The sequence below is a fragment of the Serratia liquefaciens genome (assembly GCF_027594825.1).
GTDB lineage: Bacteria > Pseudomonadota > Gammaproteobacteria > Enterobacterales > Enterobacteriaceae > Serratia > Serratia liquefaciens_A.
In genome coordinates this window covers 1531242-1552726 of the sequence record NZ_CP088930.1, presented here as the reverse complement: position 1 = coordinate 1552726, position 21485 = coordinate 1531242, and the positions used below count along the sequence as shown (strand labels likewise).

Sequence of the window (21485 nt, the reverse complement as noted above, 5' to 3'; positions counted from 1 at the left end):
CCTACTGTCCTGGTTGTTCCAGAGCTTTTAAATACTCGTAAATGGCAACCTGAGAACGGACTTTGCGGCGGTTGCCGCGCGGCACGTACTGGTTGCTCAGTTCTTTATCGAGGTAACGCGCTTTGACCGTGTCGCTGAACAGGATTTCCAGAATATCCAGAACCCGTTGTTTCAGCGTTGGATCCAGCAGCGAGACCGCGACTTCGATGCGGTAATCTATGTTACGGGTCATCCAGTCGGCAGAGGACAGATAAACCAGTTTGTCACCTTTGTTTTCGAAAACGTAAACCCGATCGTGTTCCAGATAGCGGTCGACGATGCTGATTATCTGAATATTGTCACTGATCCCCGGCAGGTTGGGAATCAAAGAACACATCCCGCGCACCAACAGGCGGATTTTTACGCCGGCGCCGGAGGCGGTATATAACCGATCTACCAGCCCTTTATCCACCAGATTGTTGATTTTCAGCATAATGCCGGCCGGAAGCCCGGCTTCGGCGTTGGCAATTTCGTTGTCGATCAACTCATACAGCTTCAGGCGCGAGTTCTGCGGCGACACCATCAGGTTGTCGAAGGTGACCGGCCGGTACGGATTTTCGATAAAGTTGAACACCCGGCGCACTTCGTTGGTGATGCGCGAATCGGCGGTCAGCAATGAATAGTCGGTGTAAATGCGCGCGGTTTTCTCGTTAAAGTTACCGGTGCCGATATGAGCATAGCGCACAATCTCGTCGCCTTCACGGCGTGAGATCAGGAACAGTTTGGCGTGAATTTTCAAGCCAGGCGCGGAGAAAATCACGTGCACCCCGGCTTCCGTCAGGCGCTTGGCCCAGTGGATGTTGGCCTCTTCATCAAAGCGCGCCTGCAGCTCTACCACCACCGTGACTTTTTTGCCGTTATGGGCGGCGTGGATCATCGACTCGATAATGCGTGAGTCTTTTGCCACGCGGTAAATGTTGATTTTGATCGCCAGCACGCTGGGGTCGAACGACGCCTGGCGTACCAGCTCCAGCACGTGTTCAAAGGTGTGGTACGGGTAGTAAAGCAGCACGTCGTGCTCGCGAATGGCGTCAAAGCCGTTGCGGAATTTTTCGAACCAGGTATGGCGCAGGCGCGGCAGCGGTTTGTTGACCAGGTTGGCCTTGCCGACGTTCGGGAAGCCGATAAAGTCTTTGAAGTTATGGTAACGGCCGCCGGCAATGACCGAATCATAGTTGGAAATACCGAGCTTGCCGCGCAGCAGTTCCACCATTTCATTGGGCATGTCGCGCTGATAAACAAAGCGTACCGGCTCGGCGGTCAGGCGCTGCTTCAGGCTGGAAGACATCAGCTCCAGCAGGCTGGATTCCATCTCGGTAACCAGATCGTATTCCGCATCGCGGGTCATTTTCATCGAATAGGCGTTGAGCGCGTCGTAATCGAAAAAGCCCTTGAAGATATCGTCCAGGCAGTAGCGAAGAATGTTATCCAGCAGGATCATCGGCTTGCGGCGGCGAGGGGCTTCTGGCGGCAGGTTGACGAAGCGCGGCACCTTGTCGGACGGGATCTCCAGCAGCGCGTAATCGATACGCGTACCGCGGATAATCTCCACCGCCAGATAGGTGTAATCGTCTTTCAGGAACTGCACCAGGTTGGTTTCATTGTTGATCAGGATCGGCGTGATGTGCTGGCGCAGATGCTGCTTGAAGTATTGCCGCAGCCAGATTTGCTGGTTTTCCGACACCTGACGTTCGTTGATCAGGAAGATCTGGTTGCGTGCCATTTCCAGCAGCAAATCGTTATACAGGCTGTCGAATTCTTGATCGGTTTTTAATACCTTGGCCTGGATCTTTTTCAGCAGATGGCGTGAAGCCCCGCCAGAGCCCTGTTCTTCGCTGATCAGAATGCGTCGTTTGAGATCGGCAAAGCGGACCTTATAGAACTCGTCAAGGTTATTGGAGTAAATGCCCAGAAAACGCATGCGCTCAATCAGGGGATTGCTCTTATCTGCGGCTTCCTGCAACACGCGTTCATTAAAGGATAACCAGCTTAGTTCTTTTTCGATGTAGAGCTTTTCCTGACCCATTGCCACTCCAGTTCAATTTTAGAAAAGGATCCGGGACGCAGCGCCCGGATGCCGCTCTAGTGTCCTTCATCATTATTGCGAGAGATTGACAGGAAAGTCCAACATATCCATTACCTTGGGGCGAGGCATTTTAAGGCGTAAAAATATTCTCTGCGGCGTCCGGGTCGTGGGTTATGTCGGAGCGCTATAAAATGAAGACAATAATGCCAAATATCTCTACAGATGATCGGCTTTGCCATCATTTTTCAGCAATATATAGGGTTAATAATGCTGATAAGTAGCGTTAAATTCGATATGAGTGGTAGGCAACTTTGTCATGCAAACGTCACAAAACTGACATAAGATGCCCGGTTATTCTATGGCGCAAGCCTGCTTACATCAGCGACAGCGAGAGACATGGCACAAACTACGGTAAACCAACATCCCCGGGATCGCCTGCGCGCGCGCATCGACCGTAGCGTTCAGGCGGCGGTTACCGTCAGCGGGCTGCTGGTGTTGATGACGCTGATGCTGATCTTCGTTTACCTGCTGTTTGCGGTGCTGCCGCTGTTTAAACCGGCGGCGATGGGGCAGGCGAAACCGCTGACGATCGCCGCTTCCGCGCCTGCACTGGCGCTGGGTATGGATGTACAGCAACGGATAGGCTACCGCATCGATGCGCAGGGGCAGGGGCAGTTCTACCCTCTGACGCAGCAGAACGCCCATCCTCTGACGCAACAGACGCTGCTGGCCAAACCGAAACTACTGGCTCAGGCAGCTGGCGAACGTGACCTGTTTGCTTTGGCACAGGCCGACGGCCGGTTTATCGTCGCCAGCGCAGACTTCGCAGCAGCCGGGGCATCGGCACCGCAGTGGTTGTTTCCGCTTGGGCAACGACCGCTGACGTTGGATAAACAGGGGCGTGCGTTAACGCTGCTGGCGTTGGCCGAGGCGCGACGTGGGCAGTACCTTCTGGCCGGTGTGACCGAAGATCGTCGCCTGGTGTTTGGCCGTTTCGGCAGCGACCACCCGCCGCAGCTAAGTGAAATCACGCTGGACAGTACGGTGCAGCAGCTGGTGTTGACGCCCGACGGTCGCCAATTGTATCTGCTGGCGGGGAATCGGCTGGCGCGCTACCAAATTAACGACACGCAGCTGCAGCTAAAAGAAACGCGTACGCTGGGCGAACATTCTCCTTATCAACTGACAGCGTTGCCTGGCGGCAGCGCGTTGCTGATCGAAGCGCCTGACGGCAGCGTACGCGAATGGTTTGATGTCGAAAAAGATCGGCGCTGGCAACTGACGCCGGTGCAGCATTTCGACCACCAGTCCGAGCCGCAGGATTTGCTGGTGGCCGAACCTTATCGCCGGGTGTTCGCTACCCTGAGACCGGACGGCGGTTTCTCGCTGTTTTCCAGCATCCAGCCGCAGCCGCTGTTGAACGGCAGGCTGAGCGCCGGGGTACAACAGATGGCATTCGCTCCACGCGGTGACGGCCTGCTGCTGGAAACGGCACAGGGCTGGCAACATTATGCGATCGACAACCCTTATCCCGACGTCACCTGGCGCTCGCTGTGGCACAAGGTGTGGTACGAGAATTACCCCGAACCGGCTTACGTCTGGCAATCCACCTCTGGCGAGGACAGCTACCAGGCCAAATTCAGCCTGATGCCGGTGATCTTTGGCACCTTCAAGGCCGCGGCCTATGCCATGCTGTTCGCCATTCCGCTGGCGCTGGCCGGGGCGATTTATACCGCCTACTTCATGTCGGCCGGACTGCGGCGGGTGATTAAGCCGGCGATTGAGGTGATGGGGGCCTTGCCGACGGTGGTGATCGGGCTGGTGGCCGGCATCTGGCTGGCGCCGGTGATTGAATATTACCTGCTGGCGGTGTTGTCGCTGCCCTTGCTGTTGGCGGCGGTGGTGTTGGCCTGCGGTGCGCTGATGAACCGGTTTGCCCCGCGGCGCCTGCCGCCGGGCGTTGATCTGCTGATCCTGTTGCCGCTGATCGTATTGACCGTCTGGCTGACGTTTAGCGTGGGGCCCTGGCTGGAAGTGAAGCTGTTCGGCGAGCCCCTGCATTTCTGGCTGGGTGATGATTATGACCAGCGCAATGCGCTGGTGGTTGGCGTGGCGATGGGCTTTGCGTTAGTGCCGATTATTTTCTCGCTGGCGGAAGACGCGTTGTTCAGCGTACCGGCAACCCTGAGCCAAGGGTCGCTGGCGTTGGGGGCCACCCAGTGGCAAACCGTGATGCGCGTGGTGTTGCCTTCGGCCAGCGCCGGCATTTTCTCGGCGCTGATGATTGGCTTTGGCCGCGCGGTGGGGGAAACCATGATTGTGCTGATGGCGACCGGTAACACGCCGGTTATCGACGGCAGCCTGTTCCAGGGCCTGCGTGCCCTGGCGGCCAATATCGCCATAGAAATGCCGGAAGCGGTCGCCGGCAGCAGCCATTACCGGGTGCTGTTCCTTACTGCGCTGGTGCTGTTTATTTTCACCTTTGTCTTCAACACGCTGGCGGAGGCGATCCGACTGCGGCTGCGTGAGCGCTATACCCTGAACCAGGAGGCGCCATGAAGCGCTGGGCGAAGAGCGGTTCGCCGTGGATCTGGCTGACCGCCGGGTCGGTGGCCGTCAGCCTGTTGGCGCTGATCGGCATTATGCTGCTGCTGGCCGGGCAGGGGATGCGCTATTTCTGGCCGAGCCCGGTCTACCAGTTTGAGCTGAATCAGAGCGCCGCAGGGCCGGTGACGATGATCGGCGAGCTGTATCAGCAGCAAAGCATTCCGCGCCGCCAACTGCTGGAGTCCGATATTACACTGCCGCCGGGCAATGCGCAGAGTTTTGAGCGCTATCTGATCAAGGTGGGCAACCGCGAGAGCGAAGGACAAGACTTCCGTACGCTGCTGGCCGGTGACATTGTTCGCCAAAGTACGCCGCGCGATCTGCTGGTGCTGGAACGTAATAACAACGGCACCGCTTACGGTTATCTGGCCGGTATGCTGGAGGATGGTCAGCCGCTGACCGGCCGTAATCTTAGCCAGGCGCTGCTGCAGCGTTTGCCGCAGATTGCCGCACTTTCGCGCCAGGCTCATGATATTCAGTTTCGCGATATGGCGCGCATTAACCAGCGGTTCGATACGCTGCGCCTGCGAGAGAAAAGCTTGCTGCGTGAAGATAAGCTAGACGCCCGCGCACAGGCGTCAATCAATGCCGAGCGGCTGGAACTGCAACGTCAATATCGGTTGCTTTCCGATCGTCTGGAAGGTTTGAACCGCGATCGCCACCGTGATGCGCTGTTGCTGCGTGACATGCACGGCCAGACCCATACCATTGCGCTAAGCCAGGTGCGCGATGCCTGGTACCCCAACGCGATGAATACCACGCAAAAGCTGGTGCACTGGGGCGAACAGGTGAAGAAATTCCTCAGCGACAGCCCGCGAGAGGCCAATACCGAAGGCGGCGTATTCCCGGCGATTTTCGGCACGGTGCTGATGGTGATCCTGATGTCGATCGTGGTGATGCCGTTTGGCGTGATTGCCGCCGTTTACCTGCATGAATACGCAGGCAATAATCTGCTGACGCGGCTGATCCGCATCGCCGTGGTTAACCTGGCCGGCGTACCGTCGATTGTCTATGGCGTGTTTGGTCTTGGCTTCTTCGTCTATATGATTGGCGGTACGCTCGATCAGCTGTTCTACCCGGAGTCGTTGCCTAACCCGACCTTTGGCACGCCGGGCGTGCTGTGGGCGGCCTTGACGCTGGCGCTGCTGACGTTGCCGGTGGTGATTGTCGCCACCGAAGAGGGGCTGTCGCGCATTCCTGCTTCGTTGCGTCAGGGCTCGTTGGCGCTGGGCGCCAGCCGGGCGGAAACGCTGTGGCGTATTGTGTTGCCGATGGCGGCGCCGGCGATGATGACCGGCCTGATCCTGGCGGTGGCGCGCGCTGCCGGGGAGACGGCGCCATTAATGCTGGTGGGGGTAGTGAAATCCGTGCCGGTGCTGCCGGTAGATGATATTTTCCCGTATCTGCATCTGGAGCGGAAGTTTATGCACCTGAGCTTCCAGATCTACGATATGGCTTTCCAGAGCCCGAGCGTGGAGGCTGCCCGGCCGCTGGTGTTCGCCACTGCCTTCCTGCTGGTGGCGATTGTGGTGGGCTTGAATCTGGCGGCGATGGGCATTCGCCATTCGCTGAGGGAGCGGTACAGAGCATGGTCGCAGTAACAACGATGTTATTCTTGGGGAGTGCCTAATGAGTTTGATGACGCCAGGCAGTTTGCCCCGGTTGGATGTCCAGCACCTTGATGATGAACATACCGCGCTGGCGGTAAACGACCTCAACCTGTTTTATGGCGAAAAACAGGTGCTGCACGGTATCTCGCTGCGTATTCCCAAGCACCGGGTGACGGCGCTGATCGGTCCGTCCGGCTGCGGTAAATCCACGCTGCTGCGCTGTTTCAACCGCATGAACGATTTGGTGGACAACTGCCGGATTGAAGGCGATTTGCAACTGAACGGTCAAAGTATTGGCGGCGCACAGATTGACGTTGCGGCGTTAAGACGGCGGGTCGGTATGGTATTCCAACGGCCGAATCCCTTCCCGAAATCGATTTATGAAAACGTCGTTTACGGCCTGCGTCTGCAGGGCGTACGCGACCGACGGATCCTTGATGAGGCGGTGGAGCGTTCGCTGCGTGCTGCCGCACTGTGGCATGAAGTGAAAGACCGGCTGCGCGAGAATGCGTTTCGTCTTTCCAGCGGTCAGCAGCAAAGGTTGGTGATTGCACGGGCGATAGCCATCGAGCCGGAAGTGCTGCTGCTGGATGAGCCGACCTCGGCGCTGGATCCGATCTCTACATTGACCATTGAAGAGCTGATTTCCGCTCTGAAGCAGCAGTACAGCGTGGTGCTGGTGACGCACAACATGCAGCAGGCGGCACGCGTTTCGGATTACACGGCGTTTATTCACCAGGGCCGATTGGTGGAATACAACGACACCGACGACATCTTTACTTCACCGCGCCAGCGCCGCACCGAGGATTATATTACCGGGCGCTATGGTTGATGCCGCAGCTGTCTTTTCCTGTCGTTGGGAAAAGCCCAAACATCATGATGGTAAAAACCCGCTTTCGCGGGTTTTTTGTTGTCACTTAACCAAAGGTTTATCGCTGGCGGCGGTTTTGAATTTCGCCATGTACTGCGGCTGGAAGATGCACATGCGCAGCACGGTACGGTATTCGCCGTTAACGAAAAATTCGTCAATCAGCTCACCTTCGACTTCAAAGCCCAGCTTGCTGTAGATGTGGATAGCCTTCGGGTTTTCCTTGTCGACGATCAGGTACAACTTGTACAGGTTCAGTACCGAGAAACCGTAATCCATCGCCAGCTTGGCGGCGATAGTGGCGTAGCCTTTGCCCTGATGCGTCGGGTCGATGATGATCTGGAATTCCGCGCGGCGGTGGATATGGTCGATCTCCACCAGTTCCACCAGCCCGACCTTGGCACCCTGGTGTTCGATGATAAAGCGGCGTTCGCTCTGGTCGTGGATATGTTTGTCGTAAAGATCGGAGAGTTCTACGAAGGCTTCGTAGGGTTCTTCAAACCAGTAGCGCATCACGCTGGCGTTGTTGTCCATCTGATGGACAAACGTCAAATCATCCCGTTCCAGTGGGCGTAGCCTGACGTTGGTAGTGCTGGACATGGGGGTTCCTTAATGTCGTTATAGATAGGGGGCGGTTGCCACTGTGGGCAAGTATAACGTCGGAGATGGGGTGCGGCGAAAAAAAAACGGCGCCGTGAGCGGCACCGTTTAGCAAGGATTCAGATTGGCGCTTTAGTCTGCCGCATGCCCTTGCTCGGGCAGGCGCTCGCCATCCAGCCAGGCGGCGTTATCGTGCATCGCCAGGCGGCCCTCGACAAACCAGTTCACCACCAGCGGGTAAAGGGTATGTTCCTGAGCCTGTACCCGTTCAACCACCTCATCTTCCTCGTCGCCGGGGAAAATCGGTACCTTGGCCTGCAGGATCACCGGGCCGCCGTCGAGCTGTTCGGTCACGAAGTGCACCGAAGTACCGTGTTCGCTGTCGCCGTTGTCGATGGCCTGACGGTGAGTATGCAGCCCAGGGTATTTGGGCAGCAGGGAAGGGTGGATATTCAGCATACGTCCGGCATAGCGCTGTACGAACTGCGGGCTGAGAATGCGCATGTAGCCGGCCAGCACCACCAGATCCGGTTGGTATTGGTCGATGGCATCCGCCAGGGCGACGTCAAACGCGGCCCGGTCGGCAAAGGCCTTGGCGTCCAGCGCATGAGCGGCAATACCTGCCACTTCTGCACGTTGCAAACCGTAAGCCTGTGCCTTGTTACTGAACACCGCCACAATCTCGCCGGCAATTTTGCCCTGCTGGCAGGCGTCAATCAGCGCCTGGAGATTACTCCCCTGGCCGGAGACCAACACCACGATCTTTTTCATCCGTTGATGACCACTTGTTGTTCGTCAGAAGAAGCGGTGAGTTTACCGATCTTCCACGCTTTTTCACCGGCTGCGGACAACAATGCGATGGCGGGTTCCACGGCTTCTTCCGGCAGTGCGATCACCATGCCCACGCCACAGTTAAAGGTGCGGTACATTTCGTGACGGCTGACGTTGCCGTTTTGCTGCAGCCAGTTGAAGACGGCCGGCCATTGCCAGCTGGATTCTTCGATCACGGCCTGCATGCCTTCCGGCAGCACGCGCGGGATGTTTTCCCAGAAGCCGCCACCGGTCAGGTGGGCGATAGCGTGCACGTCGATTTTCTCGATCAGCTCCAGCACCGATTTCACGTAAATCTTGGTCGGCGCCAGCAGATGGTCCGCCAGCGGTTTGCCTTCCAGAACGGTAGTGGTTGGGTCGGTGTTGCTGACTTCCAGAATTTTGCGTACCAGCGAGTAGCCGTTGGAGTGTGGGCCTGAAGCGCCCAGGGCGATCAGAGCGTCACCGGACTGCACCTTGCTGCCGTCGATAATCTCGGACTTTTCGACCACGCCGACGCAAAAGCCGGCCACGTCGTAGTCTTCGCCGTGGTACATGCCCGGCATTTCAGCGGTTTCACCGCCCACCAGAGCACAGCCAGACTGCTTACAGCCTTCGGCGATGCCGGTGATCACGCTGGCCGCGGTGTTCACGTCCAGTTTACCGGTGGCAAAGTAATCCAGGAAGAACAGCGGCTCAGCGCCCTGAACCACCAGGTCGTTGACACACATTGCGACCAGATCGATGCCGATGGTGTCGTGTCGTTTCAGGTCCATCGCCAGACGCAGCTTGGTGCCTACGCCGTCGGTACCGGAAACCAGTATCGGCTCGCGGTATTTCTGCGGCAACGCACACAGGGCGCCAAAACCGCCCAGACCACCCATCACTTCCGGGCGGCGGGTCTGTTTTACTACACCTTTGATGCGGTCTACCAATGCATTGCCAGCATCGATATCGACACCTGCGTCTTTATAGCTGAGAGAGGTTTTGTCGGTCACTGCGCGATCCCCACGACGGTTTGCGGTTTGAATACTGTGCTTCCGGCATTGATTCCGGAATAAGGCGCGGCAATTCTAACAGCGCAGGCAAACGTTTGCGAGTGGCTTGTGAGCCAGCTCCGCTTTTTCGTCATCTATACTGTTATTCAAACTTTTGTTGATCCCGATCGGGCTATTGTGGGTGGCGCAGTCGGCAAAAGGAGGTATAATCCGGCGATTTTTTTGGCCGTAAACCACCTTAATAGGAGAAAAATGATGAAGATCGTTGAGGTGAAACACCCGCTGGTGAAACACAAGCTTGGCCTGATGCGTGAAAATGATATCAGCACCAAACGCTTCCGTGAGCTGGCCTCAGAAGTGGGTAGTTTGCTGACCTATGAAGCGACCGCCGATCTGGAAACAGAGAAAGTCACCATCGATGGCTGGTGCGGCCCGGTTGAAATAGACCAGATTAAAGGGAAAAAAATTACCGTTGTGCCTATTCTGCGTGCCGGTCTGGGCATGATGGAAGGGGTACTGGAAAACGTACCTAGCGCGCGTATCAGCGTGGTTGGCGTTTACCGTGACGAAGAAACCCTGGAGCCGGTGCCGTATTTCCAAAAGCTGGTTTCCAACATCGAAGAGCGTTTGGCACTGGTTGTCGACCCTATGCTGGCGACCGGCGGCTCGATGATCGCCACTATCGATCTGCTGAAGAAAGCCGGCTGCAACAGCATCAAGGTGCTGGTGCTGGTTGCCGCGCCGGAAGGGATCGCCGCGCTGGAGAAAGCGCACCCGGACGTCGAACTGTACACGGCCTCCATCGATCAATGCCTGAACGAGAAGGGCTACATCGTACCGGGCCTGGGTGATGCGGGCGACAAGATATTTGGTACCAAATAAACAAAAATAAGCCGACTGATGAGTCGGCTTTTTAATGCTCGTCGTCTTTCAAGCTACAGCGTTGTTACCTGCACTAGCTCACCCCAGTTACTGTAGGGGGCGAATAAATTCGCCCCGATTAATGCGGGCGCAGCATGCGGCGCCCCTACAATACCTGGAGATGAGCGAGCCGGGCGCTTGGCTGCAACTTGAAATTCATAGGGTAAAACTCGAAAAGTCATTAGAGGAAAAACATCCATGACCCGTCGCGTGATAGGCGTAAGCGAACGCCCGCCGCTACTCCAGACTATTCCGCTCAGCTTCCAACACCTGTTCGCCATGTTTGGCGCGACCGTGCTGGTGCCTATTTTGTTCAAGATTAACCCGGCGACGGTGTTGCTGTTTAATGGCGTCGGTACCCTGCTGTACCTGTTTATCTGCAAGGGAAAGATCCCGGCCTATCTCGGCTCCAGCTTTGCGTTTATTTCCCCGGTGCTGCTGCTGTTGCCGTTGGGTTATGAAGTGGCGTTGGGCGGTTTTATCATGTGCGGGGTGCTGTTTTGCCTGGTCGCGCTGCTGGTTAAAAAAGCCGGTACCGGCTGGCTGGACGTCATCTTCCCTCCGGCGGCGATGGGGGCTATTGTCGCGGTCATCGGCCTGGAACTGGCCGGTGTGGCGGCGAACATGGCGGGCTTGCTGCCGGCCGACGGCGTCAGCGCAGACACCACTACCATCACTATCTCGCTGGTGACGCTGGGCGTGACCATCCTGGGTTCCGTGCTGTTCCGCGGTTTTCTGGCGATTATCCCGATCCTGATTGGCGTGCTGGTGGGGTATGGGCTGTCATTCTTTATGGGCGTGGTGGATTTGACCCCGATCCGTGAGGCGCACTGGTTCGCGCTGCCGACGTTTTACACCCCGCGTTTTGAATGGTTCGCTATCTTTACCATCCTGCCGGCGGCGCTGGTGGTGATCGCCGAGCACGTTGGCCACCTGGTGGTGACCGCGAATATCGTCAAAAAAGATCTGCTTCGTGACCCTGGCCTGCACCGCTCGATGTTCGCCAATGGCATTTCGACGGTGATTTCCGGCTTCTTCGGCTCCACGCCAAACACCACCTACGGTGAAAATATTGGCGTGATGGCCATCACCAAGGTTTACAGCACCTGGGTGATCGGCGGCGCGGCGGTTCTGGCTATTCTGCTGTCCTGCGTCGGTAAACTGGCGGCGGCCATCCAGGCGGTGCCGGTACCGGTGATGGGCGGGGTCTCTCTGCTGCTGTACGGGGTGATCGGTGCGTCAGGTATTCGTGTGCTGATTGAATCCAAAGTGGATTACAACAAGGCGCAAAACCTGATCCTGACCTCGGTGATCCTGATTATCGGCGTCAGCGGGGCCAAGGTGCACATCGGTGCTGCCGAGTTGAAAGGCATGGCGCTGGCGACCATCGTCGGCATTGGCCTCAGCCTGCTGTTTAAGGTCATCAGCCTGTACCGCAAGGAAGAGGAAGTGATCGAAGCGCCGGACGAGTCGGCCGAACAGAAGTAGTGCAGAAGTAATAAGGAAAACGGGCAGCCAATGGGCTGCCCGTTTTGTTGATGCGCAATAAATTAACTGCGGATCTTACGGTATACAAACAGCACCACGATAGCGCCGATCACCGCCACCACGAAGCTGCCGAAGTTGAAACCGTCAACTCTGCCGTAGCCAAAGAAGGTGCTGATATAGCCCCCAACCACGGCACCGACGATACCCAGGACGACGGTCAGAATAAAACCGCCGCCGTCTTTGCCTGGCATAATCCACTTGGCTAAAATACCGGCGATCAGACCGAAGATAATCCAGGAAATAATCCCCATTTACTGCTCCTTTCTTTTGCTGCTAAGTATTATTGTTGTGCGGCCGGCGGGGTATTTTCTTTCCCTGCTGCATCGGCATCACTTTTTAATTCATCCGCTTTATTCTCAGCGCTGTTTTTAATCGCTTCGGTTTTCGCTTTGGCTTGCTCGGTCAGATCGTTGGCACCATTAATGGCATCGTTCTTAATGGTTTTAGCCTGATCGACCAGCTGCTGGCTTTGCTTGCTGGCATCTTCTTTGATGGCGTCAGCCTTGGCTTTCGCATCATTGGTAATGGCATCTGCCTGCTTGGCGGCATCGTCTTTAATCGCCGAGGCCTTGTCTTTCAATTGGTCGGCCTGAGTGGTGGCCTCTTGCTTGATGTCTTTGGCCACCGCGGCGGCTTTATCGGTCAGATCGTCCGCTTTTTTCTGTGCGGCATCTTTCATCTGCTCGGCGCTGTCTTTGGCTTTTTCAAGATTGGCGTCGACCTTGGATGAGTCATCGCAGCCGGCAAGCAATAGCCCAATGATTGAGGCCAAAAGCACTTTATTCCATACTTTCATTGTCTATATCCTTGTAGAAACCTTGTTTAAGGAGATTGCGTTTCGCCTTTCTATACTAGGATAAGTGTTAGATAAAATACAAATTTCACTGACGCTGGCCGTAGAGAAATTTAACTTTATCGGCGATCGTTGTTCACTATTACGGCATAAAATCCTGCCGGTTCAACAGAGCCTGTTTTCTGTGATAGACTGACCGCGTTTTCCTGCCAGTTTTGGTTGAGGTGCTTTTCTGAATACGCCGGCACAGCTTTCACTGCCACTTTATCTTCCCGATGATGAGACTTTTGCCAGTTTTTATCCGGGGGAGAACCCATCCCTATTGAGCGCGATCCAGTCCGCCGTTCGTCAGGAACATGGCAGCTATATCTATTTCTGGTCACGCGAGGGCGGTGGGCGCAGTCACCTGTTGCATGCGGCCTGTGCGGAGCTTTCGCAGCGCGGTGAAGCCGTCGGCTATGTGCCGTTGGACAAGCGCGCTTATTTCGTGCCGGAAGTCTTGGACGGGATGGAGCAGTTGGCGCTGGTATGCATCGACAATATCGAATGCATCGCCGGTGACGAAGAGTGGGAAATGGCGATCTTTAATCTCTACAACCGCATTCTGGAAACTGGCCGCACGCGCCTGTTCATCACCGGCGATCGTCCGCCGCGTCAATTGAATTTGAACCTGCCGGACCTGGCTTCACGCCTGGACTGGGGGCAAATCTACAAGTTACAGCCGCTGTCGGATGAAGAAAAACTGCTGGCCCTGCAACTGCGTGGCAAACTGCGCGGCTTTGAACTGCCGGAAGACGTCGGTCGTTTCCTGCTCAAGCGGTTGGATCGCGAAATGCGTACCTTGTTTATGACCCTGGATCAACTCGATCACGCCTCGATCACCGCCCAACGCAAGTTGACCATCCCCTTTGTCAAAGAGATCCTCGGGCTGTAGCAGAGCCGTCTCGGGCACTCTAAACGAGCGCCCTGATTAAACTTACAAAATCTCCAGCACCTGTTCTGGCGGTCGGCCGATACGTGCCAGGGTGCCTTTGACCACGATAGGACGCTCAATCAGCTTTGGATTGTCCACCATCGCCTGCAACAGTTGGGCTTCGCTCAGGTCTTCATCCGCCAGCTTTAAATCCTTGTACAGATCTTCTTTCTTGCGCATAAGCTCGCGTGCGGAACTGAACCCCAGTTCTTTCAGCAGTTTCTTCAGCTGGTCTACCGACGGCGGCGTTTCCAGATACAGCACCACGTCAGGCTTCACGCCATGCTGTTCCAACAGCGCCAGGGTTTCACGGCTCTTGGAGCAGCGCGGGTTGTGGTAAATAGTGACGTTTTTCATTTAACTTCATCCTTTATGAAAATCAGCTGCGCTGGTACTGACGGAAACGCTGTTGCAGCTGGCGCAGCTGGTCGATGCGCGCATCATAACGCGCCTGTTTCAGGCTGCCGAGTTTTTGCAGTGAGCTGGCATTGCTGAGCAAACCAATGGCCTGGTCGAGACGACCGGTCAGGGCCAGGCTCTCGGCACGGGCGGAAAGCTCTTCATCGCGCAGCCCCTGTGCGGCGCTGGCCTGGGCCAGCAGATCCCAGGCGTTGGGATCGTCCGGATGGGCGAAGGTGTAACGGTTAAGAATTTTTGACGCCTGCGCCGGTTGGTTACCTTCCACGTAGGCGTTGGCCAGGTTGAGTTGCAGCACCGGGTTGTTACTTTGGGCGGCATTGGCGGCTTGCAGACGGGCAATCGCCTGCGGCGCACGTTTCTGACCGAGGTCGATATCGGTCATCAGATCGATCAGCCAGACGTTTTTCGGATCTTGCGTCAGCAGTGGCTGAATGATGTTACGGGCATCGTCATACTTTTTGGCCTCATAGAACAAAATGGCGCGGCCATATTTGGCTGCCATCTGTTCGCGTACGTTCCCTTTGCTGTAAGTATCGAGCAGCTCTTCACGCAGGCCGTACCCCTCTGAGCTGTACATACCGAGCGAACGCACCTTGGCCATCAGATAATCCTGCGTGGACTGCACCAGGTGCTTGGGCATCTGGTTAGCTCGGTTGCGGGCATCGGACAGGCGGCTGTCGGGCAGGGGGTGGGTCAGCAACATTTCCGGCGGTTTGGAGGCGTAGCGCGATTGATCGGACAGCTTCTGCAAAAAGTCGGGCATGGCTTCAGGATCGAACCCGGCGCGTTGCAGCACCTGAATGCCGATACGATCGGCTTCCTGTTCGTTCGATTGGGTAAAGCTGATCATGCCTTGCTGGGTGCCGGCCAAAGTGCCGCTCAACGCCGCCATCCCCATGGTCGGGTTGGCCATCGCCAGCAGGATGGAGCCAAGGGCGCCTACCCAGGTCAGCGGGGCGTTGCGTTGCTGGTCTTCCATCGCTCGCGCCAGGTGGCGTTGAGTCACGTGCGAGATTTCGTGCGCCAGTACCGAGGCGAGCTGGCTTTCGTTGTCGGTTTCGCGGAACAGGGCTGAGTGCAACACCACGTTACCGCCAAAGAAGGCGAAGGCGTTGATCTCGTCGTTGCGCACCAGATAAAAATGAAACGGCGTGCGTACCGAATAGGCGCTCGCCACCAACCGGTTACCCAGTTGGTTAATGTATTGAGTCAATAGGGGGTCGTTGATCAGGGGCGCGCTGGCGCGAAGCTGCCGCACGTAGAAATCACCCATCGCCAGTTCCTGGCCAATGCTCAGGGTCCCCCCCGCAGAGGTGCCCATATCCGGCAGTTGATCCTGGGTTTCCGCCTGCACCGGCGCCAGCGCCGTGGCGTTGAGTGTGCCGAGCAACATTATTGCAATCGCTGTTTTGGTCAACCGGGTGGTCATAGTCAGGCCTTTCCCTTAAATAGTCATTTCTAAGACGTCAGCATCACACAAGAGTTCTTCTTCGCTTCCGGTCTCGCCAGAACAATCAGTGCGAAAGCGTGTTAGCTCACAAAAATGCACGCGTTGCGGCGCCCTGCCGGCAGATAACATCATAGTCAGCCGGCAGCGACAAGGAAACTTCTGTTCGGCAATAATCAAACAGAATTTTTTATTTTCACTTAGGGATCTTCCCTTGACGATCAACGGCCTTCGGCCTCGTTGATGCATTCTTTTCGCCACCATGAAAAAACAAAGACAAAGTTTGTCCGCGTTTTAATTGACAGAATAAACGTGGACTAATATAGTCTGCGTTATTGAATTCAAGAGTGCAGCGCAAACTTAATATGGCTTACATCACTACCAGCGTTGAATACGGCATCCACTGTTTGCTTTGGTTGGTCGGCGAGGATCAGCGTGCGCTAAGCAGTCGCGATCTCGCGGAACTGCAGGGAATTTCACCCAGTTTCCTGGCCAAGATTTTCCCCAAGCTGGAGAAGGCGGGGATCGTCGCCGCCAGCGAAGGCGTGCGCGGTGGGTATCGGCTGGCCCGTCCGGCAGAGGAGATCACCTTCCTGGAAATTATCGATGCCATTGAAGGGCACAAGCCGTTGTTCGATTGCCAGGAAGTCCGCGGTCGCTGCGCAGTGTTTGACGACAGCCCGCCTGACTGGGCCGTATCAGGCAAGTGTGCGATCCATGCGGTGATGCTGCAGGCCGAAAAGGCGATGCGCGATGCGCTGGCGGTACAAACGCTGGGCACCGTCGCCTCTCGATTTGGGCGCAAGGCGCCAGAAGGGTTCTTTGGCGAGGTCAACATCTGGCTTGATGAACGCCTGAGCGAGCGCACCACTCGCAGCGGCAAGCCCGCCCGCGTCAAGTCGCAATAACGCCCCCGTAATTTCTCTGATGTTTTTACCCGCCTGTGTGCCACAGGCGGTCACCCTTCTGCACCCTTTTTCAGGGGCGGAGCGGTAAAATTCGCCTGAAAAACACCTCAGGCGCTCGACAACAGGTATTTGAAGGAGTCATTCCATGACGCAGAAAATAGTGATCGCCGGTTCTGGTTTTGCCGGGTTTTGGGCCGCCGTCTCCGCCATGCGAGCCGTAGCGCTTGCCGGTAAGGAACAGAGCGTTGAGGTAACGATGGTTTCGCCGACCCCGAACGTCACGATCCGCCCAAGATTGTACGAGGCCGTACTGGAAAATATGAGTCCGGACATCTCGGCACAGCTCGCTGCGATTGGTGTTCGTCATCTGGCCGGTCTGGTTGAGCAGATAGACGGCGAAAACAAGACGCTGGTGGTGGAGAGCGCCGAGGGGAAAAAACTTCAGTTGGCGTATGACCGCCTGGTAGTGGCAACCGGCAGCAAACTGTTCGTGCCTGCGGTTGCCGGTTTTGCCGAGCATGGTTTTAATGTCGATACGCTGCAAAGTGCACAACGGCTGGATGCCCATTTAAAAGCGCTGGCGACTCAACCGGATACCCCGGCACGCAATACCGTGGTGGTGGTCGGCGGGGGGCTTACCGGGCTGGAAAGCGCCGCTGAAATGCCGATGCGCTTACGTGCCATTTTGGGCAACCAAGCCGATATTCGCGTGGTGATTGTCGATACGGCGGCCGAAGTGGGCGCCGGCATGGGGGCTGAACCTGCGGTGGTGATCCGCCAGGCGCTGGAAGAATGTGGCGTTGAATCTCGAGCCGGGGTTCGCGTTACGGGGATTGACGCAGGCAGCGTGACCTTGTCGAGCGGTGAGCGCATCGCCACCGATACGGTGATTTTGGCCGCCGGCGTGCGGGCGCATCCCTTGGTTGAACAAATCCCGGGTGAGCGCGACAGTGCCGGACGTATTGTCGGTGATGCTTTCCTGCATGCGCCTGCGATGGACGGCGTTTTTGTCACCGGGGACACGGTCAAAGCGGCGACCGACGAGCTGGGCAATCATAACCTGATGACCTGTCAGCATGCGATGAGTCTGGGGCGCGTGGCCGGTCACAATGCTGCTGCGGAACTGTTAGGTTTGCCGCTGCACCCTTACAGCCAGCCGAAGTATGTTACCTGCCTTGATCTTGGTCCCTGGGGCGCGCTCTACACCGAAGGCTGGGATCGCCAGGTGCGCTTTACGCGCGAAGAGGGCAAAAAGATCAAACAGGAAATCAATACGCAGTGGATTTATCCACCGGCAGCGGATCGGCAGGCGTTGTTCGCCGTTGCCAATCCCGATTACGTGATTGTGCCCTGAATAGCCGATGGGAGCGGAAACGCTCCCATTTTTGTCGCCAGAACGGCAACCCGGAAGGCGGTTATGGCCCTGGTAACACCCCTAAAAGCAAGGTAACCGGCGTTACCTATCGTTCCAGCCACTCAATCGCCAATTCGCGCGCTTCATCCAAATTGACATCCCTACCTTCGCGGGTAATCGCCGTTTTAAGCTCATTAATCACGTCCGCTTTTTGCGTTTCATGCTCTTCATTGGCCAACGCCAGGAAGGCATCGCCTACCACCGTGCATATGCCGATGTACAAGGCCTTTGAGTCCTCGAAACCACTGTTCATAACTGTATCCTTCTGGATTTGATTGGGATCTACAACGGCAGAAAGGGCCGGTCCTGCACCACGCTTTTCATCACCAGCGTGGAGGTCAGGCGTTGAACGCCTGGCAGGGCGGAAAGCTGTTCGTCGTAAAGCCGCTGAAAAGCCGGTAAATCGCGGGCGATGACATGCAACAGGTAGTCGGGATCGCCGAACAATCGCTGCGCCTGGATAACCTGGGGAATATCCACCATGGCGTTTTCGAAGGCTTCAACAGCCTGGCGATCCCCTTCCCGCATGGTGACGAAAACCAGCGCGGAAAAGTTAAAGCCCAGACTGCCGGGATCGAGGTGGGCACGATAGCCTCTGATCACGCCAGATTGTTCCAGCGCTCGCACCCGGCGGTGGCAGGGGGAAACGCTCAGCCCAATTCGGTCAGCCAGGTCGGTAACAGAAAGACGCCCATCAAACTGAAGTTCAGCAAGGATTTTGCGGTCAATCTTGTCCATTTGGAAAAATTTCCCTCAATTTGCGATTTATAAGCAAATAATTGAAACCACATTCTAACAACTTGGGGATATTCTTTTCAATAATTGAACAACTTTGGACATAAATGGCTTTCGGCCTGTTAACGCTGTCCACCGGAGGAACGCCAAGTGATTAAATGGATAAGCCAAACTGCCGGGTGTCGGTGGCGGGGGGGATATTTATGACGCCGGCCATTTTTGCAGCTTTCTGGGCCGTTTCGATTCTGTTCGTGATTACGCCGGGTCTGGACTGGGCGTATATCATCTCGGCCGGCATTCGTGGGCGGGTAGTGCTGCCTGCGGTGGCAGGGTTGCTGTGTGGGCACCTTATCGCTATTGCGATCGTCGCGGCAGGCGTGGGCGCTTTGGTGACAGGCAATCCTATGGCCCTTACGGCGCTCACCCTGCTGGGGGCCGGCTACCTGTTCTGGATTGGTATAAACATGCTGCGCAATCCCCCGACGCCGAGCGCCGGCGATGCGCAGGCGTCCGGCTCCTGGCTGCGTTGGGCCGGCAAGGGCATTTGCGTCAGCGGCCTGAATCCCAAGGTATTTCTGTTGTTTTTGGCTCTGCTGCCGCAGTTCACCGACGCGAGCGCCAGTTGGTCGATCCCGACCCAAATTCTCGCGCTTGGCCTGTTGCATCTGATCAGCTGCGGGTTGGTTTATTTGATCGTGGGGTATGGCTCGCAGTCGGTACTGCAGACGCGCCCGCAGGCTGCACGGGTTGTCAGCCGTTTTTCCGGCGCGGCCATGGTGTTGATCGCCGTCGGACTGCTTGTCGAGCAAGGGATAAAGTAATGCCCCAGGCACTTGCCCACTAAAAAGCCCGCCGATGCGGGCTTGAAAGGACGCTGAAACTATGCCCTGACGGCGAGCAGCACGGAAGAGGCTTTGACCAGAGCGATGACACGAGCGCCGTTCTTCAACGCCATCTCTTGCAGGCTTTCATTGGTGATCACCGAGGTCAGTTTGAAACCGGCATCCGTTTTAATGTGCACGGTGCTGTTCACCGCCCCTTGCTCCACTGCACTGACTTCTCCGGCGAATTGATTGCGGGCGGAGAAACGCAGCCCGCAGTCTTCCGAAGCCAAAATAACCCAGGGGGCCTTAATCAGCGCCACCGCTTCCTTTCCGGTGACCAGGCCAAGCGACTGCTGGCTTTGCACCGTCACAATAGCGACTAGCTTCTCGCCGCCCGGCAAAGTGATTTCCACCTCGTCATTAACTGCGCCTTTAGCGACGGCAGACACGATGCCGGATAACTGGTTACGGGCTGAAACTGACATAAATTCTCCTTGGTCAGACATGAGGATGAGATGGCCTTACAGCATGACCATTTATTGTCTCGTTTGCCAATGCAGCGGAATAATTATGTGAACGATGGGTGTATTCGCTTTATGGTGCTTTCGCATGATTAAGCGGACCAATTGCATTTGCCTGCCAAAAAAGTAATGAGTATGATTATTATTCTCTTTGTTATTCGTAACTGAGGCGGTCCAGCCGCCTGCGATAAAGTGACCCCCAGTCACAAGGAAACATTGAGAAGTACGGTGGAGCTCATTTCTCCTGTTGAGAAAGCCAAAAATAATCCGCAAGAGCCTCCACTCAATCAGTTTATATGGCCAAGGATTTCCTGATGAAGATGAAAGTTTCTGCGCTCGCCGTGGTGATGACACTGGCGTTGAGCGGCTGTGTCGCCCCTAAGCAAAACGCTGCTTCCCCGGTTGCCCAACCTGCCGCTCCGGCGGCTCAATCTGTCGACAACGTGGTTAGACGCGATCTGGCGGAGGGTCTGTACGAGATGGCGCTGACGCCGGTGGGCGATGCCTTGTACGTGGCCAGTTCCGAAGGTTTTAAAGATGTGCAGGGCGGGGTGGTTTATAAGCTGGATGCGAAAACGCTGAAAACGCTCGGCGCTACCCACACCGACCTGAAAAACTTCGCTATGCAGATCTCCCCTGATGGCAAAACTCTTTATGTCACTAATTCCCTGGACGGCGGAATCAGCGCGATCAATACCGCCGACGGCAAAGTGAAAGGCCGCTTGCTGTTTAGTGAACGAAACGAGAAAGGCCTGCCGTATGGCGCGCGTCAAATTCTGCTGCACAAAGATACGCTGTACATAGGCGCAGTGGCCGACCCGGCGTTGATTTGGGTGGTTGACGCCAACACGCTGAAATTAAAAGCGCGGATCAAAAACACCGGCAAATGGATGACCGGCCTGCATTACTCGGAACAAACCCAGCGTTTGTACGCCGCGAACGGCAGCGGTGAAATTCTGGTCATCAACCCGAAAAACAACCGAATCGAAAAACGCTGGAAGCCGCTGGGCGATAAGCCGGCGCTGCTGCTTAACCTGGCGGAAGACAGCGAAACCGGACGCCTGTTTGTGACCGACAATTCCAAAGCCAAAACCACGCTGGTGCTGGATATCCACACTGGAAAACTGCTCAAGCAGTTGGATGTTGGCGACTCTCTGGCGGTGGTGTTCAATGCCAAACGCAATGAAATCTACCTCTCGCAGCGTGAGTCCGGCAAGGTGCTGAGCCTCAATGCCACAACCTATGCCGTGAAACAGAGCTGGGCGGTAACGCCAAATCCAAACAGCCTGCAACTCTCGGCCGACGGCCAGGTGCTGTTTGTCACCGTCAAACAGCCCTTTAATAAGGATCACTCTACTCAGGGGCCGGACAGCGTCGTTCGCATTGATTTAAATAAATAAGCCACACCGGCCCGGCAACGGGC

At 56.3% G+C, this 21485-nt stretch carries 21 protein-coding genes; 10 read left to right on the top strand and 11 right to left on the bottom strand.

Annotated elements, in window-relative coordinates:
* Position 1 precedes the first annotated feature (1 nt).
* A complete protein-coding gene (gene ppk1, locus LQ945_RS07085) occupies positions 2 to 2065 on the bottom strand; it encodes a polyphosphate kinase 1 (protein ID WP_020828079.1) in 2064 nt (687 codons plus the stop codon).
* A gap of 396 nt (positions 2066 to 2461) precedes the next feature.
* On the opposite strand from ppk1, the gene LQ945_RS07080 reads away from it, so the two are divergent.
* Genes LQ945_RS07080 through pstB form a run of 3 tightly spaced genes read left to right on the top strand, consistent with a single transcriptional unit; the run spans position 2462 to position 7114 of the window.
* The gene (locus LQ945_RS07080; RefSeq protein WP_270102577.1) at positions 2462 to 4624 is read left to right on the top strand and encodes an ABC transporter permease subunit; all 2163 of its coding nucleotides are present in this window, start codon (positions 2462 to 2464) and stop codon (positions 4622 to 4624) included.
* The gene (gene pstA / locus LQ945_RS07075; RefSeq protein WP_270102576.1) at positions 4621 to 6273 is read left to right on the top strand and encodes a phosphate ABC transporter permease PstA; all 1653 of its coding nucleotides are present in this window, start codon (positions 4621 to 4623) and stop codon (positions 6271 to 6273) included. Before LQ945_RS07080 ends, pstA begins: the two co-directional genes overlap by 4 nt.
* Before the next feature lie 28 nt (positions 6274 to 6301).
* Positions 6302 to 7114 carry a phosphate ABC transporter ATP-binding protein PstB gene (gene pstB, locus LQ945_RS07070; RefSeq protein WP_044554648.1) on the top strand — a complete coding sequence of 271 codons (813 nt, stop codon included), beginning with the start codon at positions 6302 to 6304 and terminating at the stop codon, positions 7112 to 7114.
* Positions 7115 to 7195: 81 nt separating this feature from the next.
* Here pstB and speG read toward each other — a convergent pair whose 3' ends face one another.
* From speG to purM, 3 genes are all read right to left on the bottom strand, one after another.
* The gene (speG, locus tag LQ945_RS07065) at positions 7196 to 7750 is read right to left on the bottom strand and encodes a spermidine N1-acetyltransferase (RefSeq protein WP_044554649.1); all 555 of its coding nucleotides are present in this window, start codon (positions 7748 to 7750) and stop codon (positions 7196 to 7198) included.
* A gap of 132 nt (positions 7751 to 7882) precedes the next feature.
* Positions 7883 to 8521 carry a phosphoribosylglycinamide formyltransferase gene (gene purN / locus LQ945_RS07060; protein ID WP_270102575.1) on the bottom strand — a complete coding sequence of 213 codons (639 nt, stop codon included), beginning with the start codon at positions 8519 to 8521 and terminating at the stop codon, positions 7883 to 7885.
* Positions 8518 to 9558 carry a phosphoribosylformylglycinamidine cyclo-ligase gene (gene purM / locus LQ945_RS07055; RefSeq protein ID WP_270102574.1) on the bottom strand — a complete coding sequence of 347 codons (1041 nt, stop codon included), beginning with the start codon at positions 9556 to 9558 and terminating at the stop codon, positions 8518 to 8520. Before purM ends, purN begins: the two co-directional genes overlap by 4 nt.
* A 255-nt stretch (positions 9559 to 9813) precedes the next feature.
* Between purM and upp the strand changes: the two genes are divergently transcribed.
* Both upp and uraA read left to right on the top strand, forming a co-directional pair.
* A complete protein-coding gene (gene upp, locus LQ945_RS07050) occupies positions 9814 to 10440 on the top strand; it encodes a uracil phosphoribosyltransferase (protein ID WP_020828072.1) in 627 nt (208 codons plus the stop codon).
* 237 nt (positions 10441 to 10677) lie between these two features.
* Entirely contained in the window at positions 10678 to 11967 is a 1290-nt protein-coding gene (gene uraA / locus LQ945_RS07045; protein ID WP_262240870.1) for a uracil permease, read from the top strand.
* Between the two features lie 62 nt (positions 11968 to 12029).
* On the opposite strand, the gene LQ945_RS07040 is transcribed toward uraA, so the two are convergent.
* Positions 12030 to 12278: a GlsB/YeaQ/YmgE family stress response membrane protein gene (locus LQ945_RS07040; RefSeq protein ID WP_002487967.1), complete on the bottom strand. Its 249-nt coding sequence runs from the start codon at positions 12276 to 12278 to the stop codon at positions 12030 to 12032.
* Between the two features lie 29 nt (positions 12279 to 12307).
* Positions 12308 to 12823, bottom strand: coding sequence for an E3 ubiquitin--protein ligase (locus LQ945_RS07035; RefSeq protein WP_270102573.1), 516 nt, complete (start codon positions 12821 to 12823; stop codon positions 12308 to 12310).
* A 229-nt stretch (positions 12824 to 13052) separates the two neighbouring features.
* Between LQ945_RS07035 and hda the strand changes: the two genes are divergently transcribed.
* Positions 13053 to 13754, top strand: a complete 702-nt coding sequence (gene hda / locus LQ945_RS07030) for a DnaA inactivator Hda (protein WP_044554653.1) — start codon at positions 13053 to 13055, stop codon at positions 13752 to 13754.
* Between the two features lie 42 nt (positions 13755 to 13796).
* Here the strand turns inward: hda and arsC are convergent, their stop codons facing one another.
* Positions 13797 to 14150, bottom strand: a complete 354-nt coding sequence (arsC, locus tag LQ945_RS07025) for an arsenate reductase (glutaredoxin) (protein ID WP_270102572.1) — start codon at positions 14148 to 14150, stop codon at positions 13797 to 13799.
* Between the two features lie 22 nt (positions 14151 to 14172).
* Entirely contained in the window at positions 14173 to 15642 is a 1470-nt protein-coding gene (locus LQ945_RS07020; protein ID WP_420136151.1) for a M48 family metalloprotease, read from the bottom strand.
* Positions 15643 to 16025: 383 nt separating this feature from the next.
* Between LQ945_RS07020 and LQ945_RS07015 the strand changes: the two genes are divergently transcribed.
* Both LQ945_RS07015 and LQ945_RS07010 read left to right on the top strand, forming a co-directional pair.
* Positions 16026 to 16568, top strand: a complete 543-nt coding sequence (locus tag LQ945_RS07015; RefSeq protein WP_044554708.1) for an RrF2 family transcriptional regulator — start codon at positions 16026 to 16028, stop codon at positions 16566 to 16568.
* A gap of 145 nt (positions 16569 to 16713) precedes the next feature.
* The gene (locus LQ945_RS07010) at positions 16714 to 17922 is read left to right on the top strand and encodes an NAD(P)/FAD-dependent oxidoreductase (protein WP_270102571.1); all 1209 of its coding nucleotides are present in this window, start codon (positions 16714 to 16716) and stop codon (positions 17920 to 17922) included.
* A 106-nt stretch (positions 17923 to 18028) separates the two neighbouring features.
* On the opposite strand, the gene LQ945_RS07005 is transcribed toward LQ945_RS07010, so the two are convergent.
* Both LQ945_RS07005 and LQ945_RS07000 read right to left on the bottom strand, forming a co-directional pair.
* Positions 18029 to 18235: a DUF2767 family protein gene (locus LQ945_RS07005; RefSeq protein WP_020828062.1), complete on the bottom strand. Its 207-nt coding sequence runs from the start codon at positions 18233 to 18235 to the stop codon at positions 18029 to 18031.
* 29 nt (positions 18236 to 18264) lie between these two features.
* Entirely contained in the window at positions 18265 to 18720 is a 456-nt protein-coding gene (locus LQ945_RS07000) for an Lrp/AsnC family transcriptional regulator (RefSeq protein ID WP_020828061.1), read from the bottom strand.
* A gap of 200 nt (positions 18721 to 18920) precedes the next feature.
* Between LQ945_RS07000 and LQ945_RS06995 the strand changes: the two genes are divergently transcribed.
* Positions 18921 to 19538 carry a LysE family translocator gene (locus LQ945_RS06995; protein WP_182824636.1) on the top strand — a complete coding sequence of 206 codons (618 nt, stop codon included), beginning with the start codon at positions 18921 to 18923 and terminating at the stop codon, positions 19536 to 19538.
* 59 nt (positions 19539 to 19597) lie between these two features.
* Here LQ945_RS06995 and LQ945_RS06990 read toward each other — a convergent pair whose 3' ends face one another.
* Positions 19598 to 20026 carry a TOBE domain-containing protein gene (locus LQ945_RS06990; RefSeq protein ID WP_270102570.1) on the bottom strand — a complete coding sequence of 143 codons (429 nt, stop codon included), beginning with the start codon at positions 20024 to 20026 and terminating at the stop codon, positions 19598 to 19600.
* A 350-nt stretch (positions 20027 to 20376) separates the two neighbouring features.
* Between LQ945_RS06990 and LQ945_RS06985 the strand changes: the two genes are divergently transcribed.
* Complete coding sequence (locus LQ945_RS06985; RefSeq protein WP_270102569.1) at positions 20377 to 21462, top strand: YncE family protein; 1086 nt, start codon at positions 20377 to 20379, stop codon at positions 21460 to 21462.
* Positions 21463 to 21485 lie beyond the last annotated feature (23 nt).